The 20,730-nt window shown below is 60.7% G+C and carries 17 protein-coding genes and 1 tRNA gene; 7 read left to right on the top strand and 11 right to left on the bottom strand.

From position 1 onward, the window contains the following. Nucleotides 1-16: 16 nt before the first annotated feature. Nucleotides 17-3,700, bottom strand: a complete 3,684-nt coding sequence (locus IT895_RS03150) for an ATP-binding protein (RefSeq protein ID WP_199284658.1) — start codon at nucleotides 3,698-3,700, stop codon at nucleotides 17-19. Between the two features lie 72 nt (nucleotides 3,701-3,772). Between IT895_RS03150 and IT895_RS03145 the strand changes: the two genes are divergently transcribed. Continuing rightward, a complete protein-coding gene (locus IT895_RS03145; protein ID WP_199284657.1) occupies nucleotides 3,773-4,876 on the top strand; it encodes a pyridoxal phosphate-dependent aminotransferase in 1,104 nt (367 codons plus the stop codon). Here IT895_RS03145 and IT895_RS03140 read toward each other — a convergent pair. The 9 genes from IT895_RS03140 to IT895_RS03100 form a co-directional block, all read right to left on the bottom strand. After that, nucleotides 4,873-5,829, bottom strand: coding sequence for a branched-chain amino acid transaminase (locus IT895_RS03140; protein ID WP_199284656.1), 957 nt, complete (start codon nucleotides 5,827-5,829; stop codon nucleotides 4,873-4,875). The genes IT895_RS03145 and IT895_RS03140 overlap by 4 nt on opposite strands. After that, nucleotides 5,826-6,932: a class II histone deacetylase gene (locus tag IT895_RS03135; protein WP_199284655.1), complete on the bottom strand. Its 1,107-nt coding sequence runs from the start codon at nucleotides 6,930-6,932 to the stop codon at nucleotides 5,826-5,828. Before IT895_RS03135 ends, IT895_RS03140 begins: the two co-directional genes overlap by 4 nt. Then, nucleotides 6,929-7,960 carry a histone deacetylase family protein gene (locus IT895_RS03130; RefSeq protein WP_199284654.1) on the bottom strand — a complete coding sequence of 344 codons (1,032 nt, stop codon included), beginning with the start codon at nucleotides 7,958-7,960 and terminating at the stop codon, nucleotides 6,929-6,931. Before IT895_RS03130 ends, IT895_RS03135 begins: the two co-directional genes overlap by 4 nt. Before the next feature lie 28 nt (nucleotides 7,961-7,988). Beyond that, entirely contained in the window at nucleotides 7,989-9,263 is a 1,275-nt protein-coding gene (locus IT895_RS03125; RefSeq protein ID WP_199284653.1) for a TRAP transporter large permease, read from the bottom strand. Then, the gene (locus tag IT895_RS03120; RefSeq protein WP_066321848.1) at nucleotides 9,260-9,805 is read right to left on the bottom strand and encodes a TRAP transporter small permease; all 546 of its coding nucleotides are present in this window, start codon (nucleotides 9,803-9,805) and stop codon (nucleotides 9,260-9,262) included. The genes IT895_RS03125 and IT895_RS03120 overlap by 4 nt, the downstream gene beginning before the upstream one ends. A 98-nt stretch (nucleotides 9,806-9,903) precedes the next feature. Then, nucleotides 9,904-10,977: a TRAP transporter substrate-binding protein DctP gene (gene dctP / locus IT895_RS03115; RefSeq protein WP_066321849.1), complete on the bottom strand. Its 1,074-nt coding sequence runs from the start codon at nucleotides 10,975-10,977 to the stop codon at nucleotides 9,904-9,906. An 84-nt stretch (nucleotides 10,978-11,061) separates the two neighbouring features. Next, nucleotides 11,062-11,997 carry an ornithine cyclodeaminase family protein gene (locus tag IT895_RS03110; protein ID WP_199284652.1) on the bottom strand — a complete coding sequence of 312 codons (936 nt, stop codon included), beginning with the start codon at nucleotides 11,995-11,997 and terminating at the stop codon, nucleotides 11,062-11,064. 1 nt (nucleotide 11,998) lies between these two features. Then, nucleotides 11,999-12,355 carry a RidA family protein gene (locus tag IT895_RS03105; RefSeq protein WP_199284651.1) on the bottom strand — a complete coding sequence of 119 codons (357 nt, stop codon included), beginning with the start codon at nucleotides 12,353-12,355 and terminating at the stop codon, nucleotides 11,999-12,001. A gap of 129 nt (nucleotides 12,356-12,484) precedes the next feature. Continuing rightward, nucleotides 12,485-13,252 carry a helix-turn-helix transcriptional regulator gene (locus IT895_RS03100; RefSeq protein ID WP_066321858.1) on the bottom strand — a complete coding sequence of 256 codons (768 nt, stop codon included), beginning with the start codon at nucleotides 13,250-13,252 and terminating at the stop codon, nucleotides 12,485-12,487. 185 nt (nucleotides 13,253-13,437) lie between these two features. On the opposite strand from IT895_RS03100, the gene IT895_RS03095 reads away from it, so the two are divergent. Continuing rightward, a complete protein-coding gene (locus IT895_RS03095; RefSeq protein WP_199284650.1) occupies nucleotides 13,438-14,799 on the top strand; it encodes a glycosyltransferase in 1,362 nt (453 codons plus the stop codon). A gap of 118 nt (nucleotides 14,800-14,917) precedes the next feature. Here IT895_RS03095 and IT895_RS03090 read toward each other — a convergent pair. After that, nucleotides 14,918-15,004 (bottom strand) — tRNA-Leu (locus IT895_RS03090). Nucleotides 15,005-15,117: 113 nt separating this feature from the next. Here IT895_RS03090 and queA point away from each other — a divergent pair. From queA to secF, 5 genes are all read left to right on the top strand, one after another. After that, on the top strand, nucleotides 15,118-16,149 hold the full coding sequence (gene queA, locus IT895_RS03085) for a tRNA preQ1(34) S-adenosylmethionine ribosyltransferase-isomerase QueA (RefSeq protein WP_199284649.1): 1,032 nt from the start codon (nucleotides 15,118-15,120) through the stop codon (nucleotides 16,147-16,149). Between the two features lie 58 nt (nucleotides 16,150-16,207). Further along, nucleotides 16,208-17,326: a tRNA guanosine(34) transglycosylase Tgt gene (gene tgt, locus IT895_RS03080; RefSeq protein WP_082926134.1), complete on the top strand. Its 1,119-nt coding sequence runs from the start codon at nucleotides 16,208-16,210 to the stop codon at nucleotides 17,324-17,326. A gap of 70 nt (nucleotides 17,327-17,396) precedes the next feature. Next, complete coding sequence (gene yajC, locus IT895_RS03075; protein WP_066321865.1) at nucleotides 17,397-17,723, top strand: preprotein translocase subunit YajC; 327 nt, start codon at nucleotides 17,397-17,399, stop codon at nucleotides 17,721-17,723. 133 nt (nucleotides 17,724-17,856) lie between these two features. After that, the gene (gene secD, locus IT895_RS03070; protein WP_066321870.1) at nucleotides 17,857-19,707 is read left to right on the top strand and encodes a protein translocase subunit SecD; all 1,851 of its coding nucleotides are present in this window, start codon (nucleotides 17,857-17,859) and stop codon (nucleotides 19,705-19,707) included. Between the two features lie 34 nt (nucleotides 19,708-19,741). After that, the gene (gene secF, locus IT895_RS03065; protein ID WP_066321871.1) at nucleotides 19,742-20,668 is read left to right on the top strand and encodes a protein translocase subunit SecF; all 927 of its coding nucleotides are present in this window, start codon (nucleotides 19,742-19,744) and stop codon (nucleotides 20,666-20,668) included. Nucleotides 20,669-20,730: the final 62 nt, after the last annotated feature.

The following is a 20,730-nucleotide window of genomic DNA, read 5'->3' as shown; positions in this document are numbered from 1 at the left end:
AACGCATTCATATCGCTCATGCCATCACCTCCTCACTGCGGGCCTTGAGCCGTTCTGATAAGCGGCTGCGATACGGCTCGATGCGCTTGAGCCGTCGGACGTCGGGCTGGTCGGCATCGCGGTCGATCAGGTAGCGGTTGTGGAACAGCAGCAGCACGTCGGACTCCGGGTTGGGGAAGGCGCCGACGATATGGATGCGGTTGCTGTCGCAGGCGTCGAACAGCTTTTCGACGTTGTGATAGGCAAGGGTGCCGATTTCATCGATCGGCCAGTGAATGGCGATCTCGGCGCGGCCGCGCAGCAGGCGGGTAAACGCCAGCAGGAACTTGCACAGAATCAGGTACGCCATGCCGTGGCTCGAGGACTCGAGCAGTTGGCGGTCGTTCTTGATCACCAGATCGGTGCCGCCTTCATTGAGGTGCAGCTCCAGGCGCAGCAGGCTTTCAAAGCTGTATTGCTGGTCGCTGCGCAGCAGGTCGACCACATCGGCCAGGGCGTTGAGGTAGTCGTCGCTGGGCAGCATCTGCCCCGATTCACGCCAGGTTTTATAGCGCTGGGAGAACAGCTTCAGCGGCTCCCAGAAGCCCAGTTCGTCGATGGTCGACTGGATGCGCACTTCGGCCTTGCTGATGCCCTCCAGGCGAAGGTCGTCGGCTACTTCGTCGGACAGCCGCTTGCTCTGGGCGCTGATTCGCCGGTTGAGGTCGCGGAACACGGTGAAGAACTTGTCCAGGTCGTCGCTCAGGTTGCGCCCCTGCTGAATCAGCTGTTGTTGCTGGTCCTCGAGCAGCTTGAGCATGCCGCCCAGCAGCGGCAGCAATGCGCGGGGGTCGTCGGGGTCGTTGAGCTTGCCGCGCTCGCTTTCCAGGGCATCGACAAAGCTGGTGCTCGCCCCCTTGATCAGCTGGCTCTCGACCTCCTGGCAGCCCTTGCGCAGCGCGTCACGCTCCTGGGCGCGGCGTTTGAGGGCTTCGCGGCTGCGCGCCAGTCGCTCGCCCACATCGCCGGGGGCGTCCTGCTGGGGCGTGGGGTTAGCCGCCAGCGGCAGTTCGTCGAGCTGCTTGAGCAGCGGCTTGAGCTCGTTGAGAATGTCCTGAGATTCTCGGCGAGTAGCCTCGAACGCGCTGACGTGGCGCTGGTGGGCGGCCTTGGTGGTGGTGAACGCCTGCTGGTGCTGCTCGCGCTGACGCTTGGCGTCGTCCACTTCACGGCTCAGGCGGCTTTCCTGCTCGACCAGCTCGGGCTTGCGCTGTTCCCAGTCCACGCGCATGAAGCGCGAGTAGGCTTCGAGCTCTTCCTGGCGGGCGGCGGTCTCGCGAATGTGCGCTTCCAGGGTTTTCAGCTTGGCGCGGGTGTCGCGCAGCGTCTCCGGGTCAACGCCCTGCTCTTTCAGCTCTTCGTCGAAGGCCTGCTCCAGCTCGTCGCACTGGCGTTTGTGCTCGGTTTTCAGCTCGGTAAGCTGCGTCTTGTGCTGCTGAATCTGGCCGTCGAGGCTATCCAGTTGGTTTTGCGCATCGGCCTTGAGCTCGAGGAGTTCGGCCTGGTGCGCCGCCTGACGCTTGTCCAGCGCGTCCTGGCGTTCGTCGCGCAGGGCCTGCTGTTGGGCTTCCTGCTCGGCGAGCAGTGATTGCTGTTCGCTACGCCGCTGCTGCTGCGCCTCGGCGTGGCGCGCCTGGATCTGGCGGCGCGCTTCCTGGGCGTAGTCGACCTCTTCATCGGCACGCTTGACCGCCAACTGCGCCTGGCTGAGCGCATCGTCGGCCTCGCCCACTCGCTCGTTCGCCCGCTTGAGGGCCTTTTCGGCGCGCTCTACTTCGGCCTCGGCGCGCAACACCTCGGCTTCGGCGGCGTCGATGGCGACCAGCAGGCTGGCTTCGTCCTGGGCGTAGTCGGGCGGCTCGATAGCGTGGGTATCCACCACCAAGCCAAACAGGTCGTCCCCGGCGGGCTCGGCAAGCGCCGGCGCCAGATCGCGGCGCTCCAGCAGTTCGGGGGCGATCACCTTGCCCAGGCGCTGCTCCCAGCCGGGCAGGTGGTAGCGCAGGAAGTGACGTAGCGTGCCCTGGCTGGGGTCGCGCTGCTGATGCAGGGCCTGGTTATCCTGCTGGCGGCGGGAAAGCACCCGGCGCGCCTCTGCGTGGGCCTGCTCGGCCTCGTCGCGTTCGCGCTTGAGGCTTTCGACCTCGCGGCGCTGGCTCTCGCGCTGGCTGTTGGCGGCACTGCGCTCGCTTTGGGCCTGATCCAAACGCGCCTGAGCCAGCGCGGCTTCCTCGCTTTCTTCGGGCGTGGTGCCATTGTGCTCGAGCGCCGCTTTCAGCGAGGCCAACTGCTCGACGCCCTGGGCCAGGCGTGCCTGATAGTCGGTCTCCAGCGTCTGGCGCTGTTCGTGGTAGCGGGCTTCCAACTGGCGTTGGGCTTCCCACTGGGCTTCCTGGCGTTCGGCTTTTTCATCGTGCAGGGCGTCGACCAGGGCCTGGATCTCGTCGCGCTGGCGGGCCAGCGCTTCGCCGAGTTCGCGCAGGCGCTCTTCCTTGCGGGCCTGGCTGGCCTGCACGGCGTCCTGCAGCGTGCGCAGGTGGCTGGTGAGCTGGTCGAACTGCTCGCGCTTTTGCGGCAACGCGTTGAGGTCGCGCTGAAGCGCCGGCATATCGGCGTCCTCGAAAGCCTCGAAGCGCTGCTGAAGATCGCTCAGCTCGCGCTGGGTCTGCTTCAGTTCGCTCTCGCGCTCGCTCAGTTGGTCGTTGAGTTGGTCGCGGGCCGCCTCGTAGGCGCTTTGCTCGGCTTCGAAGACGCGCTGTTGCTCGGCCATGGTGGCTTCGGCGTCGGCCAGGCTACGCTCGGTGCTGTTCTGGTCGGCCTCCAGCTGGGGCTTGAGCTGCCAAAGCGAGGTTTCCAGGTGCTCGAGCTCGCGGTCCACCTCATGCAGCTTGGTGAGCGAGCGCTGCAGTGGCTCGAGACGCATGGATTGGCGCATCTGGGCAATCCACTCCCGCGCCTTGGCGCTGCGGATGCGCGTTACCGGCAGCTCGACGCCGTCCTCTTCGAAAATCGCCGCCAGCATGGTCTTGAGGGTATCCATCTTGCCCTCTTTGGCGTGCACCGCCGAGACCAGCTTTTCGATATGGCGAATGCGATGCTCGGACTTGACCAGGCTGAACTTGGCCGCCATCTGGCGCAGCTTGAGGGCGTCCTTGCGGTTGCCGTGCATGGCAAGTCCCGGCGTGGGCGTGAAGTCGTTCTGGATCACCGCGCGGTATTCGGAGGTCGCGGAGAGCTTGGGCGACACCTCGATCGATTCCCGGCGCAGGCCGCTGGCCCACTGGCTGTAGGGTATCGCTAGCGGGCCCTGGTCGGTTTCCACCAGATAGTCTTCGGGCCGGTAAGGCGCACCGACAAAGCGGTATTCCACTCCGCCGCTGGCGCTGCGGGTGAGCACCGCCTGGCAGACATCCCCCGCTTCGCGGCGATATTCGTACACCAGATAACTATTGCTGGAAGGCAGATAGAAGGCGTCAAACTTCATGCGGGTTTTGGGGACGACCTTGTTAGGTAGCTCGCCGTAAAACACCGGGACCAGCCGCTGGAGCGTGGTTTTACCCGAGGCGTTAGTGCCGCAAATATTGGTGTGGCCATCCACACTCAGTTCGACCACCCCTTCCAGGTGGCCGTGAATCATCACGATGCGTAGCAGGTGGGCCATGCCGTATCCTTGGACAGGTTTTCTTCGTTGCAGTGTTAGGCTACATTCTACGCTATCTCATTTGGAGACGTTATGCCCCGCTACCCCGAACACTTAACCGGCGAAGGCCCGCATAACCCTTTCCCCGGCATCAAGGTGCTGGAGCGCAAGCTTGGCCATGCGGTTCCCTACCAGTTGGGCTCCAACGAGGGCCTGGACATGCCCCACCACGCCCTGCGCGAGCACTTTGGCGATGCCCTGGCGACCCACGTTTACAGCTACGGCGATGCCGAGGCGTTGGGTATACGCAAGCGCTTGAGCGCCCAGCAGGGCATGCCCCTTGAGACGCTGCTGGTGGATGCCGGCGCCGACAGCCTGATGGCGCTGGCCCTGCGTACCACCTGCGAACCCGGCGATACGGTGGTGAGCACTGCGGGTACCTACCCCACCTTTGGCTATTTCGCCAGGGGGCAGGGCTGTCACCTGGTGGAGCCCAGTTATCTTGAGGCCCCGGGCGTGCTGGCCCCGGACCTTGACGCCCTGGCAACCGCAGCGCAAGACGCCGATGCAAGGGTGGTGTATCTGGCCAACCCGGACAACCCCAGCGGCCATTTGCATAGCGATAGCGACATTCTCAAGCTGCGTGAGGCCCTGCCCGACACCTGCTGGTTATTGCTGGACGAGGCTTACGGGGACTTCCGCGACGATGCGGGCAGCGAATTCACCACCCGAGCGATTCCGGGCGTGATCCGCCTGCGCACGCTGTCCAAGGCCCACGGCCTGGCGGGCCTGCGCATTGGCTACGCGATAGCCGAGCCCGACGTGCTGGCGATGATGATGAAAGTGCGCATTCACTACGCCGTCTCCACCTTCACCCAGGCCGCCGCCGAAGTGGTGCTCGACCACCCTGACGAGGTGAACCAGCACGTTGCCGACGTAAAAGCCCGCCGTGGGCAGTTGGCAGAACACTTCCGCGCGCTGGGGGCGGAAGTTCTGCCCAGCGCCACCAACTTTATCGGTATTCGCCTGCCCAGCGCCGAGCTCGCCGCCGAGGTGCACCAGCAACTGCTCGCTGAGGGCGTGTTGGTCGCTCGCCTGGCCCACCCGGAACTTGCCAACGTGATACGCATTACCGCCGTGCAGGCCGCGTTGGAGCCAGGGAGGTTGGCGGCGCTGGAGAAGGCAATCAAGACTTAGGCTGGCGTCAGCCAGTGACAAAAATCAGCCAGCTCACCGCGCACCGCCTGGCGATATAAGCGCTGCAGTTGAGCCGTCACGCTGTCGGGGCTGATTGGCTCGTTGACAGGCGTAGCCCCCGCACGGACGCCAATGCGCCGCCCATCCAGCTCGCGCAGCGGGAGTATTTCAGCGGCGGTGCCGGTCAGGAAGGCTTCGTCGGCGGTGTACAGCTCGTCGCGGGTCATCCGCCGCTCGCGCACCTCGATACCCAATTCACGTTGCGCCAGTTGAATCACGCTATCCCGGGTGATGCCCTGCAGGCAGGAGGTCACTTCCGGGGTGTGCAGCACGCCATCGCGCAGCAAAAACACGTTCGCCGCCGAGGCCTCGGCCACGTAGCCTTCCGGATCAAGCATGATGGTTTCGTCAAACCCGGCTTTAAGCGCCGTGTTCAGCGCCAGCATGGAGTTGACGTAGTGGCCGTTGGTTTTGGCGCGGCAAAGGCTGATATTGACGTGGTGGCGCGCCCAGGAAGAGGTCAGCGCGCGCAGCCCGTGGGTCGCAGCCTGGGGGGAAATGTAAGGGCCCAGATCCCAGGCGGCGATCATCACATGGGTAGTCAAGCCTTGGGCGCGCAGCCCCAGGCCTTCCGCCCCGAAGAATACCGTGGGCTTGAGGTAGGCGTTGCTCAGGCCGTTTTTGGCCAGACAATCGCGCTGGGCGTCGATCAGCGCCGCTTCGCTGAACGGCAGTGGCATATCCAGCGAATGGGCGCTTTCCACCAGGCGGCGGGTGTGCTCGGCGGCTCGGAACAGGTGTGTGCCGTCGGGGCCAGCGTAGGCGCGCACCCCTTCGAAACACCCCATGCCATAGTGCAGCGTGTGGGTGAAGACATGCACCTTGGCGTCGCGCCATTCACGCCATTCGCCGTCCTGCCAGATCCAGCCGTCGCGGTCGTAAAGCGGTGTCATCGGGTGGTTTGCTCCCACTGTTGGCACCAGTCGTCGATCAACGTCTGCTGGTGCGGTTGCAGGGCCTGATAGCCCCAGGCGGCAATTTCATCGTTTTGCGGATCAGGCACGGCAATTTCGCTGCCTGCCAGGGTCTGGATGACGGCGTGGCCGCATAGCGGCGCGTAGCCTTCCGAGTAGCCGCCTTCATGAACAACTACCAGCTTGCCATCGCAGCAGCGCTCGGCCAGCGATTTAAGCTGGGAAGTCATGTCGGCGAACGCCTGGCTATTGAGCAACATTTTGCCTAATGGATCTTTGGCGCAGGCGTCATAACCGCAGGCCACCACGACGAGCTCGGGGTTGAAGGCCTCGAGCGCCGGCAACACCAGTTTTTCCATGGCATAGGCGTAGGCCCCCAGGCCACAACCCGGCGGCAGGGGCAGATTGAGGTTGGCGCCCCGACCGGCCCCCTCACCCTGTTCATCGAAATCACCGGTTTCCAGCGGGTAGTTGCCCGCCTGATGGAGCGAAACGGTAAACACCTCTGGTTGGCCATAAAACGCTGCCTGCTGGCCGTTGCCGTGATGTACATCCCAGTCGAGTATTACCACGCGCTTGACCTGCCCCAGGGCGCGGGCACGCATCACCGCCACGGGAATATTGCCCAGCAGGCAGAACCCACGGCCCTGGTCGGCTTCCGCATGGTGACCCGGCGGACGGCAAAGGGCATAGGCGTTGTTCACCTCGCCAAGCGCCACGGCTTCCACAGCAGCGATGGCTAACCCGGCGGATTGCGTGGCTGCCGCCCAACTGCCCGGCATGTAGGGGGCGCAGTCGCCGCCGTTGCCGCCTCGTGATTTGTCTCCCGCCTGCAGTTCGTCCAGGTAGCGTGGGGTATGAAAGCGCAGCAGATCATCAAGCGTCGCGACAGGTGGTTTAACCACGCTCAGTTCATCGATCAGCCCGCTGACTTCGAGGATATTCTTCAGCCGCCGCTTGCTTTCCGGGCTTTCCGAGGCGGGCTGGGGCTGTAAAAACTCACCGGGTGCGGAAAACACCCCAATGGCGCCCTGGTCGTGCCAAAAGCAGCGTTCGTGCCAGTAAAAGCCGGTCGTGCTCATGCCGTAAAGCCCTGCATGAAGGCGCTCAGGTTGGCGCTTAGATACTCGGTGGGATAACCGCCCTCCTGGACCACAACGGTGGGCAACGACAGTGCGGCCAGGCGTTTGCCAAGCTCTACAAAGGCGTCTGTTTCCACGGTGAGCCCTGCCAGCGGGTCATCTTTGTGGGCATCCAACCCCAGCGCCACCACAACGGCATCCGGCGCGTAGCGCTGGAGGTGATCAATTAACACCGCCAGGGCGTCGAGGTAGACCACCTCATCGCTGCCTACCGGCAGGGGCAGATTGACATTTGCGCCGACGCCCTCATCGCTGCCCTCTTCATCAGCACCGCCCCAAAAGAACGGGTAGAAGTCGCTGGGGTCAGCGTGGAGCGAGCCGGTCCAGACATCACAGCGATCATAGAAAATATCCTGGGTACCGTTCCCGTGGTGCAGGTCCACGTCGATGATGGCCACCTTGGCAAAGCGTTCGCGCAGCACCGTGGCCGCCAGCGCCGAGTTGTTCAACAGGCAGAAGCCCCCGGCGCGTTCAGGCCCGGCATGGTGACCCGGCGGGCGGCACAGCGCGTAGGCCGCTGGTGCTCCATCAAGCACTTCTTCTGCAGCGGCTTCGGCGCTGGCGGCTGACGCCAGCGAGCCTTGAAAGCTGGTGGCACTTAGCGGGCAGGCCATATCATGCAGATGCCAGCCCGCCTGGCCGATCGGGTGGCGTGGGTAGTGGTGACCACCGCCGCAAGGATGAACGTTGGGGGCAACCACCTCCGCCGCATTGGGCAGGGTCTGCCAACGGGCATAAATGGTATCCAGAAATGTCAGGTAGCGCGGTGTATGGATTTGCTCCAGGCGCTTGCGCAGCGTCGGCGAATCCGCCTCTCTGGGGGCGGTCAGGGTCAGTCCTGCGTTGGTCAAGCCCTGGGTAAGCAACTCGGCGCGCAGTGGGCCTTCCGGTGAAGGCGCAGGCTGGCCGCGCAACAGAAACGTTGGCGGCGCGTGGTAGGCCTGATCAGGATGGTAGAAGCATTTCATGGTCAAATTCGCAATCCTTGGCAGCCCGTTAGAGTAAAGAAGGAATCCAGGTAGAAAGTGCTGGGAACGCCGCCAGCAGTACAATTACCACTAAAAACGACACGTAAAACGGCAGCGAGGCCACAATGGCCCGCTCATAGGGCACCTCGGCGATTCGCGCGGCGGTCATCAGCGTCATCCCCACGGGTGGTGTTACATTGGAGATATTGAGCACCACGATCATCAGGATGGCGAAGTGCAGCGGGTCGAAACCCAATTGGATCATCGCGGGCACCAGCACCGGGGCAATCACCACCAGCGCGGGCAGCACATCCATCACCGTACCAATCACGATGAGCAGCAGGCAGACCAGCATCAATTGCACAAAGGCCGCATCGCTGACGGTGGTGATCATGCTCGCCGCATCCCGGGCAATGCCCGAGCGGGTGACAAACCAGCCAAGCACCGCTGACGTGGCCAGAAGAAAAAACACCACCCCGGAGAAGCGTACCGTGGTCACCAGCGAATCCCAGATCTTGCGCCAGGTCAGATTGCGGTAGAACACCACGCCGATCACGATGGCGTAAACCGCCGCAAAGCCCGAGGCTTCGGTAATCGTGGTGAGCCCCGAAAGAATACCGCCCAGGATAATCAGCGGCACCACCATGGCGGGAAGCGCCAGCAGAAACGACATGACCGCCATCTTGAACGGCGTTGGCGCCTGCTTGGGGTAGTTGCGCTTCCAGGCCAGGAAAAAGCTCACGCCCAGCAGCGCCAATGCCATGATCAGGCCGGGAATAATGCCACCGGCAAACAGGTCGATCACCGAGATATCCCGCAGCAGCGTGGCGTACACCACCATCACGACGCTGGGCGGAATAATCGGCCCGATGATTGAGGAGCAGGCCGTGACCGCCGCGGCGTACTCGGCATCGTAGCCCTGCTTTTTCATCTCGGGGATCATGATCTTGCCGATTGCCACGGTGTCGGTCACTGCCGCGCCGGTCAGCCCGGCAAAAAACACCGAGACGGAGATATTCACGTGGGAGAGCGAGCCACGCACCCGGCCAAACAGCGCATTGTTGAACGCGATCAGCTTGTGGGTCAGCCCACCCTGGTTCATCAACTCAGCGGTGAAGATAAAGTAGGGCACGGCGATCAGCAAAAAGCCGGAAACGCCCGAGAACATGCGGTCGGCAATGATGCCCAGCATGCGTTCGCCGCCCATGGCAAAACCGCCCGCCAGCCCTGACATGGCCATGACCACGGCCACCGGCGCGCCGATGAAGAGCAGCAGTACGAAGACGATAATCGCAGGCGTCATGAGCGGTGCTCCCCGTCGGCCGAGTCGATGAGCTCGCCGATCACGTCGTCATCATCGATAAAATGCTCCAGCAGTGAAAAACCATGCACCAGGTGCAGCAGCATGATGATGCCGCTGAGAGGCACCACGATGGCAGTCACCTTGCTGGGAATTTGAATTTGCGCGGACACCATGTAGACCTGGGTGGCGCTGGTGAAGTAATCCCAGCCGTACCAGGTCAGCATCAGGGCAAACAGCGCAATCACCGCCAAACAGAGCCCGGCAGCGATTTGCACCAGGACTCTTGGCAGGCTGCGAACCAGCAGCGTCATGGCAACATGTTCGCCATAGCGCAACGAGATGGTCATGGATAAAAAGCCGATCCATGGCAAAAACAGTCGCGCCAGTGAGTACGTCCAGCTTAGCGTGCTGCCGGTCACCAGCTTGTAGATAAACGCGGTAAACGAAATGCCCAGCATCGCCAGAATACAGCCCACACACACCACGATAGCCACCTGATTGACGCTATCGCTCAGGCGGCGCAACGGTTGTAATACGCCCATAAAGCCCCCTCATGACAACGCCCGCTAATCACGGTTTACGCCGGGGCGGTAATTGCCGCCCCGGCGTCGATCAGCAGCGCGTCGTTCTGGACATGCGTTTATTGGCCATAAACCCGGTAGTCTTCCTCGGCAACTGTCTGGCCAACGCTTTCGACTTCGTCCAGCAGCCCCTGCACACGGGCTTCGTCCATGCCGAAGTCATCGACAATCCATTCCTGCCAGGCAGGGCGGGCAATCTCGGCCATGCGTTCGCGCTCTTCATCGGGCATCAGGTAGCACTCTTCAAAGCGTTCGCAGGATTCCACCCAGCTGGCGGTGGCCAGGGCGCCGGACATGCCGTGGCTCATCTGGATCGCCTCACGCGCGGAGTTGATCAACACCTGCTGTTGCTCTTCGGGTAGCGATTGATACCACGATTCGCTGACCATCCAGGGGGCGCTGTTGTATACGTGCCCGGTGAGTGTGGTGTAGTCGGTGACGGCATCGAAGTTGAAGGTGGTGTTGAGCACCGGGGCATTGAACTGGCCATCGGCAAGGCCGGTCTCCAGCGCGGTGATCAGCTCACCCCAGGGCAGCGGCGTGGCAGAAGCCCCGAGGGCTTGCATGATGGCGACGTGGGCGGGGTTCTCTTCAGTGCGGATGTTGAGCCCTTCCAGGTCTTCGACGGTCTCGATCAGGCGGACGTTGTTGGTAAACGCCACGAAGCCACCGCCATCATCGAAGGTGCCGAGGTAACGCATATCGGCGTCTTCAATGGTGCCGGACATGAAGTCAGCGAACCATTCACTGTCGAAGAAGGTCCAGGCCTGGCGCCAATTAGTGAACAGGAAGGGGGCCGTGACCACCTGGTAATCATCATAGAAAGACGACATGGCCCCGGCCGACATGATCGTCGACTGCAATGTACGTCCGCCCTGTACTTCCGAGCCATTCTCAACCTCGGAGCCTAACTGGCCGCCACCGAATATGTTGACCGTCAGATCCCCGTCGGTACGTGCCTCGACAAGATTTTTGAAGTGCACCAACGCCGGATAAATCGCGTTATTGCTCATGTCCTCCGGCAGTTGGGTGGCGATCACCATTTCATTGGATTGCGCCTGGGCATTAGCGCTGGCAATGGCCAGGGGGAGCGCTGCCAGGGCGGCAATCAATATGGATTTGCTAGTGTTCATAACATACCTCGTTTTGGTTGTTGGTCGGTCTTGGTTATGACTGGCGTTATCACCTAATCGGTAGCGATTTCTTTGTTGTGTGGGTTATTCGGGAAGTGACTCCCATACCTCAATGGCGGCAGCAAGATCTTCAAGCGACGCGCCTACCGACTTGAACAGCGTAATCGCCTCCTTTCCCAAGCGTCCGGGCTTGGTGTCAGATAGCACTTCGGCAAGCTCGGCCTGAATCTGGTCGAACTGGAATTCCCCTTCGTCAATCGCCTGCAGAATATCCCCCGCCTCGCCTTGGGCACCGGCGTAGGTATCCACAAATACCTCGGCGCGGCGCAAACACAGGGCATCGGTTTCGCGCATTTGCGGGCGGAACGCACCGATCAAATCCAGATGCGTGCCGTGGGTCAGCCATTCACCCTTGATCAGCGGCTGGGTGGAAAGCGTCACACAGCTGATGATATCGGCCTCAGCCACGGCATCGGCCAGCTCGTCTACTACCTGTGTCTCGAAGCGTTCGGCGTAATCGTTGGCAATCGCTGCCGCCTTGCTGGGGTTGCGTCCCCAAATCAGTACCCGCTTGATAGGCCGCACGCTGGCGTGGGCTTCAATCACCATCGGCGCCAGCTTGCCAGTGCCCACGACCAGCAGGGTCTCTGCGTTTTCATTTGCCAGGGCCTGGGCGGCAAGTGCTGACGCCGCCGCCGTGCGACGCCGGGTAAGCTCGCTGCCATCAATGCATGCCAGCGGCTGACCGTGCTTGCCCTCGCTGAGCAGATAAAGCCCGGAGATAGCGGGAACGCCATGGTCGGCGTTTTGCGGAAACACATTGACCATCTTGACGCCGATATACCCGGCTTCTTCCCAGGCGGGCATCAGCAGCATGGTGGCTTCGCCATCCGGTCGATGCATGGCGTGATGGTGGCGCGGCGGCGACTCCACGCCATTCACGAAGGTGGCATGTAGCCGCTTGACCAATCCCTCCCAGCTAAGCGCTTGAGCGACGTCTTGTGCAGATACAACCCGCATGTCAGGCCTCCGGCAGTGCGGCAATCACCATGATTTCAACCTTCCACTCGGGTTTGGCGAGTTTGGCTTCAACGGCAGCGCGCACGGGCGGGCGGCCCGGCACGACCCAGGCATCCCAGGCGGCGTTCATCTGGTCGAACTCTGCCATGCTGGTCACCCAGATTTGCGCTGACAGCAGATGCTCTTTGGAGGTACCGGCCTGGGCCAGCAGTTGGTCGATGCGTACCAGTACTTGCTCGGTTTGGCCGCGCATATCCGCCGAGGCATCCTTGGGGACCTGGCCCGCAAGGTAAACGGTGCCGTTATGAACCGCTACTTGGCTCATCCGCGCATTGCTGTCTTGGTAGGTAACGTTCACTGGGTCTCTCCATCAAAAAGGCTTCTTCAGAGACTAGAACGCTATTGGGCAAATTACTTGCCCGACACTGCGGCAAGTTTGCCCGTAAGTCATGCAAACCGGTCTAAGGTGGCTGACTCCAGGAAACGCTTACCTGTCAGACGAGGGTGATATCTCAAAATAGCGCCGATATGCGCGCGAGAAGCTGCCCTGGTCGCGAAAGCCGACCAACATGGCGACATGCCCCAGGCTAAGCGTACTGTGCCGTACCAACGTTCGAGCGTGCTCCAGGCGTCGGCGCTGGACATACGCCAGCGGCGTCACACCGGTCAGCTCGCGAAAACAGGTGTGGAAATGCCCCGGGCTCAAGGCACAAAGGGCGGCTAGCTGCTCCACGCGGATTTCATCGGCAAGGTGCTGATCCAGCCAGGCATCCAGACGGGCGAGGTCGAGGCGTTCGCTGATACAATGCTGCCCCAACTGCTCAACGGCTTCAGGCCTGGCGTCGTGCAGATACATCGTCAGCGCGCGCAGCAGCAGAATGGCGATTTCATTCTGCAACCCGGGGCACTGCTCGAGCTGACTGGCCAGGGCGTGGGTAAGCTGATTTAACGCCGGGGGGACGCTGAAAAAACGCGGCCTATCGAACAGGCGCTCAATCTCGCTGCCTTTTTCAAGCGTGGCCAGTTGAGCCACGGGAACATCCAGCACCAAGGTACGGTTACTGCCATCGCCCTGGTACTCATGGTGTCGCGACGAGGGAATCAAACAGCCACGCCGGGCCGTCACTCTTTCCCCCCGCCCCTCCATCGAAAGCTCCGTGACACCACAGGTCGCCAGTATCAGCTGATGGAAATCGTGGGTATGGGCCACCTGCTCCTGGGATAAGTTGCGGCTATGCAGCTCAAAAAGGGCCATGGTGGGTTACCGTGTTTCGTCGAATGCGATTCATTCACTATAAAACGGCTCGGCGACAAAAAGCGAGGGAATAGCCAACTGTGCGTTAACGCTCTACCGAGGTGCAATAGGGATGACAAGCTGTCATCAGCAAGTCATGGGCTCGGGTTAGGATGGCAATAAGCTGCCATAAGAGTTTAGACAACATGCCACAGCGTCGACGCCCTCCTCTCAACTCCCCGCTCAGTGACCAGGACGTCGCGGCGTTAACCCATTTAGCCAACGGCAATGCTCTCTATCTGCAACGTGAGGCTGACCGCGAGGCTCGGCGGGAATCGGCGTTGGCGCTGCTTCACTCAACGACGTCAACGGCTAACGCGCAGCCGGGATGCATGAAAGTACTGATGATTTCGGATGTCTACTTTCCCCGCGTCAATGGCGTCTCCACCTCCATTGCCAGCTTTCGCGGTGCCCTTGAACGCCTGGGTCACTCAGTCACACTGATCTGCCCCGACTACCCGTTGGGCCAAGTGGACGAACCGGGTGTACTGCGCATCCGCTCGCACCGGGTACCCGGTGACCCGGAGGATCGCATGATGCGCTACCGCGATCTGCTCGCTCTGACACCGCAGCTTGCAGGCAAGGCGTTTGACCTTATTCATGTCCATACGCCCTTTACCGCCCACTATGCCGGTGTTGCCCTGGGTCGCCGACTCGGGCTTCCGGTGGTCGCGACCTACCACACACTTTTTGAGGCGTATGTTCAGCACTATATTCGCTGGTTACCAAAACGCTGGCTACGCCTGGCCGCACGGCGGCTTTCGGCACACCAATGCCATCAGCTAAGCGCCCTGGTAGCTCCCTCCCAAGCGATGCAGCATGCACTGACTCGCTACGGCGTGACCACGCCCACCACGGTGATTGCTACCGGCCTGGCGCTGGAGGCGTTCTGTTCGCCTCAGCATGACAGCGACTTTCGGGCTCATTACCGCCTGCCCCGGGAAGCACGACTGCTGCTCTATGTAGGCCGCACCGCCTTCGAGAAGAACATCGACTTTCTGATCGACATGCTGCCCAAGGTATTAGCCGAGCACCCCACCACCCGGCTGATTATTACCGGCGAAGGCCCGGCCCAAGACTCGCTTGTCCGGCGTGCTCAGGCGCTTGGCGTCGCGGAATCGGTGCTATTTCTCGGTTATCTCGACCGCAGCGGCCCTTTGCAAGCGGCCTACCGCGCCGCCGACGTTTTCGTCTTTGCATCACGCACGGAAACCCAGGGGCTGGTACTGCTGGAAGCGATGGCGCTGGGCACACCGGTGGTCTCCACCGCCACCATGGGCACGCTTGATGTCTTAAAAGAAGGTGAAGGCTGCCTGATCGCCGAGGAAGACCATAACGACTTCGCCACTAAGGTTAACCAGCTATTGAGCGATGAAACACGCCGAGCACAGCTCGCCGAGCGCGGCCAGATCTATGCCGCCAGCTGGCACGAAGACGCCAAGAGCGCAGAGCTGGTTGCTCTTTATCGAAAGCTGGCGACTGAGCGTTTGGCTAATGCGAGGAAGTAAGTAAGACAGTAAGGGCTGGAATCGCTGTTGACACTTTGTAGGCACACTCAAGCATCTTGAAGGAGAAAAGCTCAACGTCCAGACACAAAAAAGGGGCCTAAGCCCCTGATTTTAAAGATGGTGCCGGTGGCCAGACTCGAACTGGCACGCCTGTTACAGCGGCGGATTTTGAATCCGCTGCGTCTACCAATTCCGCCACACCGGCAATGGCTGCGCATTATACGTAGATCACCTTCTAGGTCAATCACATTGACTGACTTTATCGCCACAAAGCGCTATCCTATGCCGCCCGTTTGGTCACCGATATAGAGCTTTTTCATGCAGCGTGCGGATTTTCATTTTGAGCTACCCGACGAGCTTATCGCCCGTTACCCGTCTGAACAGCGTAGCGACTGCCGTTTGCTGTGCGTAGATGGCCAGAGCGGCGCGCTCGAACACCGCCGTTTTCCCGATTTGCTTGAGCTTCTCGAGCCCGGCGACCTGCTGGTGTTCAACGACACGCGAGTGATCCCGGCGCGCCTGCACGGCCAGAAAGCCAGTGGTGGCAAGGTGGAAATGCTGCTTGAGCGCCCCCTTGATACCCACCGTGGCCTCGCGCATCTCCGGTCGAGCAAATCCCCCAAGCCCGGCACCAAGCTGGTCTTTGAAGGCGATATTCACGCCGTCGTGGAAGGCCGCCATGATGCGCTGTTCGAACTGCGCTTTCTGGGCGACACGCCAATGATTGCGCTGCTGGAAAAACATGGCCATATGCCGCTACCGCCCTACATTACCCGGGAAGACGAGCTCAGCGACCGCGAGCGCTATCAAACCGTCTATGCCCGGCGCGATGGTGCGGTGGCAGCGCCTACGGCAGGCCTGCACTTCGATCAGCCGCTGCTCGATGCGCTGGCGGAAAAAGGGATAAACAGCGCCTTCGTGACCCTGCACGTCGGCGCTGGCACTTTCCAGCCGGTGCGCGTGGACAACATTCTTGAGCACCACATGCATAGCGAATGGATTGATGTCTCAGAGGACACCTGCCAGCAGGTGCGCGCCACACAGGCAGCGGGCAAGCGGGTGATTGCGGTGGGCACGACCAGCGTGCGCTGCCTGGAGAGCGCCTGCCTCAAGAGCCCGGACAATCAAATTGCCCCCTTCAGTGGCGATACCGATATCTTCATCTATCCCGGCTATGAATGGCGCTGCGTGGATGCGCTGATCACCAATTTCCACCTGCCCGAATCAACACTGTTAATGCTGGTCTCGGCATTCGCAGGTTACGATAACATCATGCACGCCTATCAAGCGGCGGTTGACGAGCGCTATGCGTTTTTCAGCTATGGCGATGCCATGCTGCTGACCCGCTGATCATGTCGCGCTTTAACCGCTTTCTGAACGAGTAACAACGATGCGAAACGAATGCTTTATGCGCTTTGAGCGCCTGGCCGAGGACGGTCGCGCGCGCCGGGGTCGCCTTCACTTCCCGCGGGGAACGGTAGAAACACCTGCCTTTATGCCGGTAGGTACCTACGGCACGGTAAAAGGCATGACGCCCGAATCCGTCAAAGAGATCGGCGCCGAGATCATCCTGGGCAATACCTTTCACCTCTGGCTACGCCCCGGTACCGAGGTCATCGAAGCCCATGGCGACCTTCACGACTTTGCCCAGTGGGACAAGCCGATCTTGACCGACTCCGGCGGTTTTCAGGTGTTCTCGCTGGGCGAGATGCGCAAAATCACCGAGCAAGGCGTGCATTTCCGCTCGCCGGTGGACGGTAGCAAAGTGTTCATGGGCCCGGAAGAGTCCATGGCGGTTCAACGCTCGCTGGGATCCGATGTGGTGATGATTTTCGACGAGTGCACGCCTTACCCGGCGACGTTCGAAGAAGCCGAGAAATCCATGGAACTGTCGCTGCGTTGGGCCAAGCGTTCGCGAGACGCCCATGGCGACTCCCCCTCGGCGCTGTTCGGCATCATCCAGGGCGGCATGCACCCTGAACTTCGTGAACGCTCGTTGAAGGGTTTGCTCGATATCGGCTTTGATGGGCTGGCGATCGGCGGTTTATCCGTGGGCGAGCCCAAGGACGAAATGATCAAGGTGCTCGACTATTTGCCCACCTGGATGCCCGACGACACGCCCCGTTACCTGATGGGCGTCGGCAAGCCCGAAGACCTGGTGGAAGGCGTACGCCGTGGCGTGGATATGTTCGACTGCGTGATGCCCACGCGCAATGCGCGTAACGGCCATCTGTTCACCGCTGACGGTACCGTCAAGATCCGCAACGCTGTCCATCGCTTTGATACCCGGCCGCTTGAAGAAGACTGCGATTGCCATACCTGCCAGCATTTCTCACGTGGTTACCTGCACCATCTTGACCGCTGCAACGAAATGCTTGGCTCAATGCTCAATACCATCCACAATCTGCGTTATTATCAGAGGGTGATGGCTGATTTGCGCGCGGCAATCGAAGCGGGTACATTGACGAACTTTGTGGAAGGCTTCTATGCACGGCGCGGCCTGCCGGTGCCTCCCCTTGCGAATTAATCGGCGCGCGTATTAAGCGGGCGCTATCTCTTGCTCATTCATTGAGTTTATAACCCAGGAGTTCTCTGCAATGCTGGATTTCTTTATCTCACCAGCCCACGCCCAAGCAGGCGGTGCTGGCGGTGGTATTGCGCAAATCGTGATGCTGGTCGGTTTTGTGCTGATTTTCTACTTCCTGCTTTGGCGCCCCCAGGCCAAGCGCGCGAAGCAGCACAAGCAATTGATCAGCAACCTGGACAAAGGCGATGAAATCGTCATCGGCGGCGGCATGGTAGGTCGCATCACCAAGGTGAGCGATGAGTTTCTGACCATGGAAATCGCCGAAGGCACCGAAGTCAACGTGCAGAAAAACGCCGTTGCCACCGTACTGCCAAAGGGCACCATCAAGTCCATCTAATGTAATGATGTAGCACCCCTGCCTTAATGCCAGCCATCCCGGCAGGGGTGACATGGTATCCACGATGGTGAACCTTGCTGTGCATAGCGAGTCTGTGCACAGCATTCCGTTTGTAATTGAAGGCAGGGCTTGCATGCTCAACCGTTACCCCCTGTGGAAGTATCTCTTGATACTGGCCGTTTTAGTGGCCGGCCTTATCTACGCGCTTCCCAACCTGTTTCCTGAAGATCCCGCCGTCCAAATCAGTAGCGCCGAAACCGGCGAAACGCTGGATGAGAGCGAAATCGAGCGTGTCGAAAACGCCCTCGATGAGGCCGGCATTGCCGTCAAATCCATCGAACAAACCAACCAGCAGTGGCTTATCCGGCTACCTGATTCCAACGATCAGTTGCGCACCAAAGAAATCGCCAGCGACCTGCTAGGCGACGATGCCACGGTTGCGCTTAACCTCGCCGAAGCCACCCCCGGCTGGCTGCAGGCGTTTTCCGCCTCACCCATGACGCTGGGCCTCGACTTGCGCGGCGGCGTTCACTTCCTGCTGGAAGTGGATATGGAGGCGGCCCTGACCCAGCGGCTGGAAGTTAATGCCAGCGCCGTTCGCGAGATGCTGCGTAGCGAGGGCATTCGTTATCGCAATACCGAGATAGACGAGCGCAGCCTGTCGCTTGACTTCGCAGGCGAAGAAGATCGCGATGAAGCGCGCCGCCTGATCAGCCGCGAGTTCCCTGACTTTGAATACAGCAACGAAGAAGAAGGCCGCGCGGCGCGCCTGGTGATGTCACTGACCGACGAGCTGGTCAATGAAATCCAGGACTACGCGATCAACCAGAACCTGACCACACTGCGTAACCGGGTGAATGAGCTAGGTGTCGCGGAGCCACTGGTACAACGCCAGGGGCCTAACCGAATCGTCGTCGAACTACCCGGCGTTCAGGATACCGTGGCCGCCAAGCGCGTTGTGGGCGCGACGGCTAACCTTGAGTTCCGCCTGGAAGCGCGCCCCGACACACCCGAAAGCGAAACGGAAACCTTCAGCTTCCGTAACCAGCCATCACGTTCTGCCGACCTGATGCGCGACGTCATCGTCACCGGCGACAGCGTTTCCAACGCCAGCCGCAGCTTTGACGAAAACGGACGCCCACAGGTCAACATCGATCTTGATGGCACCGGCGGCACCCTGATGAACCGCGCCACCCGCAGCAATATCGGGCGCAACATGGCAGTGCTGTTCATCGAGCATAAAACCGAAGAGCGCACGGTGATTGAAGATGGCGAGGAGACGACCGTTCGCGAACCCTATGTGGAACGCGGTCTGATCAGCCTGGCCACCATCCAGAGTGCGCTGGGTAACAGTTTCCGCATTACCGGCCTTGAGTCGCCCACCGAAGCCGCCGAGCTTGCCCTGCTGCTGCGTTCGGGGTCGCTTGCCGCCCCCATCTACTTCGTGCAGGAACGCACTATCGGGCCAAGCCTGGGGGCCGACAACATCGAGCGCGGTTTACTGTCGGTCCAGATCGGCTTGTTACTGGTCGCCCTGTTCATGCTGATTCGCTACAAGGTCTTCGGTATTTTTGCCAATATCGCGCTGGCGCTGAACCTGACGTTGCTGGTCGCTGCCATGTCGCTTTTGGGCGCCACGCTGACACTGCCGGGGATCGCCGGGATCGTGCTCACGCTGGGCATGGCCGTCGACGCCAACGTGCTGATATTCGAGCGAATACGCGAAGAATTGCGCAATGGCATGTCGATTCAGCAAGCCATCTACTCGGGTTACGAACGTGCGTTCACCTCGATCGTCGACGCCAACATCACCACGCTGCTGGTGGCGGTCATTCTGTTCTCGATTGGCACCGGACCGGTCAAAGGCTTCGCCGTCACCCTGTCCATCGGTATTTTGACCTCGATGTTTACCGCACTGCTGGTGACGCGTGCCATGGTCAACCTGACCTACGGCAGCAAGCCCGTCAAAAAGCTCTGGATCTAATGCCAATGCTCAGCCCAGATTTCACGAGGTGGTCATGAAACCTTTAACACAACGGCAAATCGACTTTATGGGGCGCCGCAAACTGGCGTTCATCGTCGCTGCCGTCATGCTGATCGTGTCGATTGGCGCGATTTTTTTCCAGCAGCTGAATCTAGGCCTGGACTTCACCGGCGGCACACTGATTGAAGTGCGCTACGCCGACGCCCCGAGCCTCGACACGGTAAGGCAACTGCTTCAGGACAATGGTTTTGAAGACGTGGCCGTACAAACCTTTGGCGCTTCCAGCGAAGTACTGATACGCCTGCGTCAAGCCTTCGACCCGGATATCGGTAATCAGGTCGTCAGCTTGCTGAGGGACGATGGCGCAAGCGTCGACCTGGTGCGCGCCGAATTCGTCGGCGCCCAGGTGGGTGACCAACTGCGCGACCAAAGCGGCATGGGGCTACTGGTCGCACTGGGCGTGGTGATGCTCTACGTGGCGCTGCGCTTCCAATACAAGTTCGCCATTGGTGCGCTGCTTGCATTGATGCATGACGTCATTATCGTAGTCGGTTTTTTCGCCATATTTCAGCTTGATTTCGACCTTACCGTGCTGGCGGCAATTCTCGCCGTCATCGGTTACTCGCTGAACGATACCATCGTGGTGTATGACCGCATGCGCGAAGAAATCCGCATGTCGCGCATTGATGATATGCCGCAAATCTTCAACGATGCGATCAATGCCACCCTCTCCCGGACGCTGGCAACCTCAGGCACCACCCTGCTGGTACTCATCGCCCTGTTGTTGCTGGGCGGCGACATGATCCAGAACTTCGCCATCGCCCTGCTGGTGGGTATCGTGGTGGGGACATTTTCATCCATCTATGTCTCTGGCGCACTTTTGCTCCCGCTCAAGCTGTCGCGGGAAGACTTGATTCCCCCCCAGAAAGAAACCGACGAAGAAGAGGAAGAACTGCCCTGATCAGGCAGACCCTGCTTCCAAAAAAACGCCCCTGCCGTTTCCACGGCAGGGGCGTTTTGTTT

Source organism: Halomonas sp. A40-4 (genome assembly GCF_015767635.1).
Taxonomy (GTDB): Bacteria; Pseudomonadota; Gammaproteobacteria; order Pseudomonadales; family Halomonadaceae; genus Vreelandella; species Vreelandella janggokensis.
The sequence above is the reverse complement of the archived record's forward strand: the minus strand, read 5'-3'. Positions and strand labels throughout refer to the sequence as shown.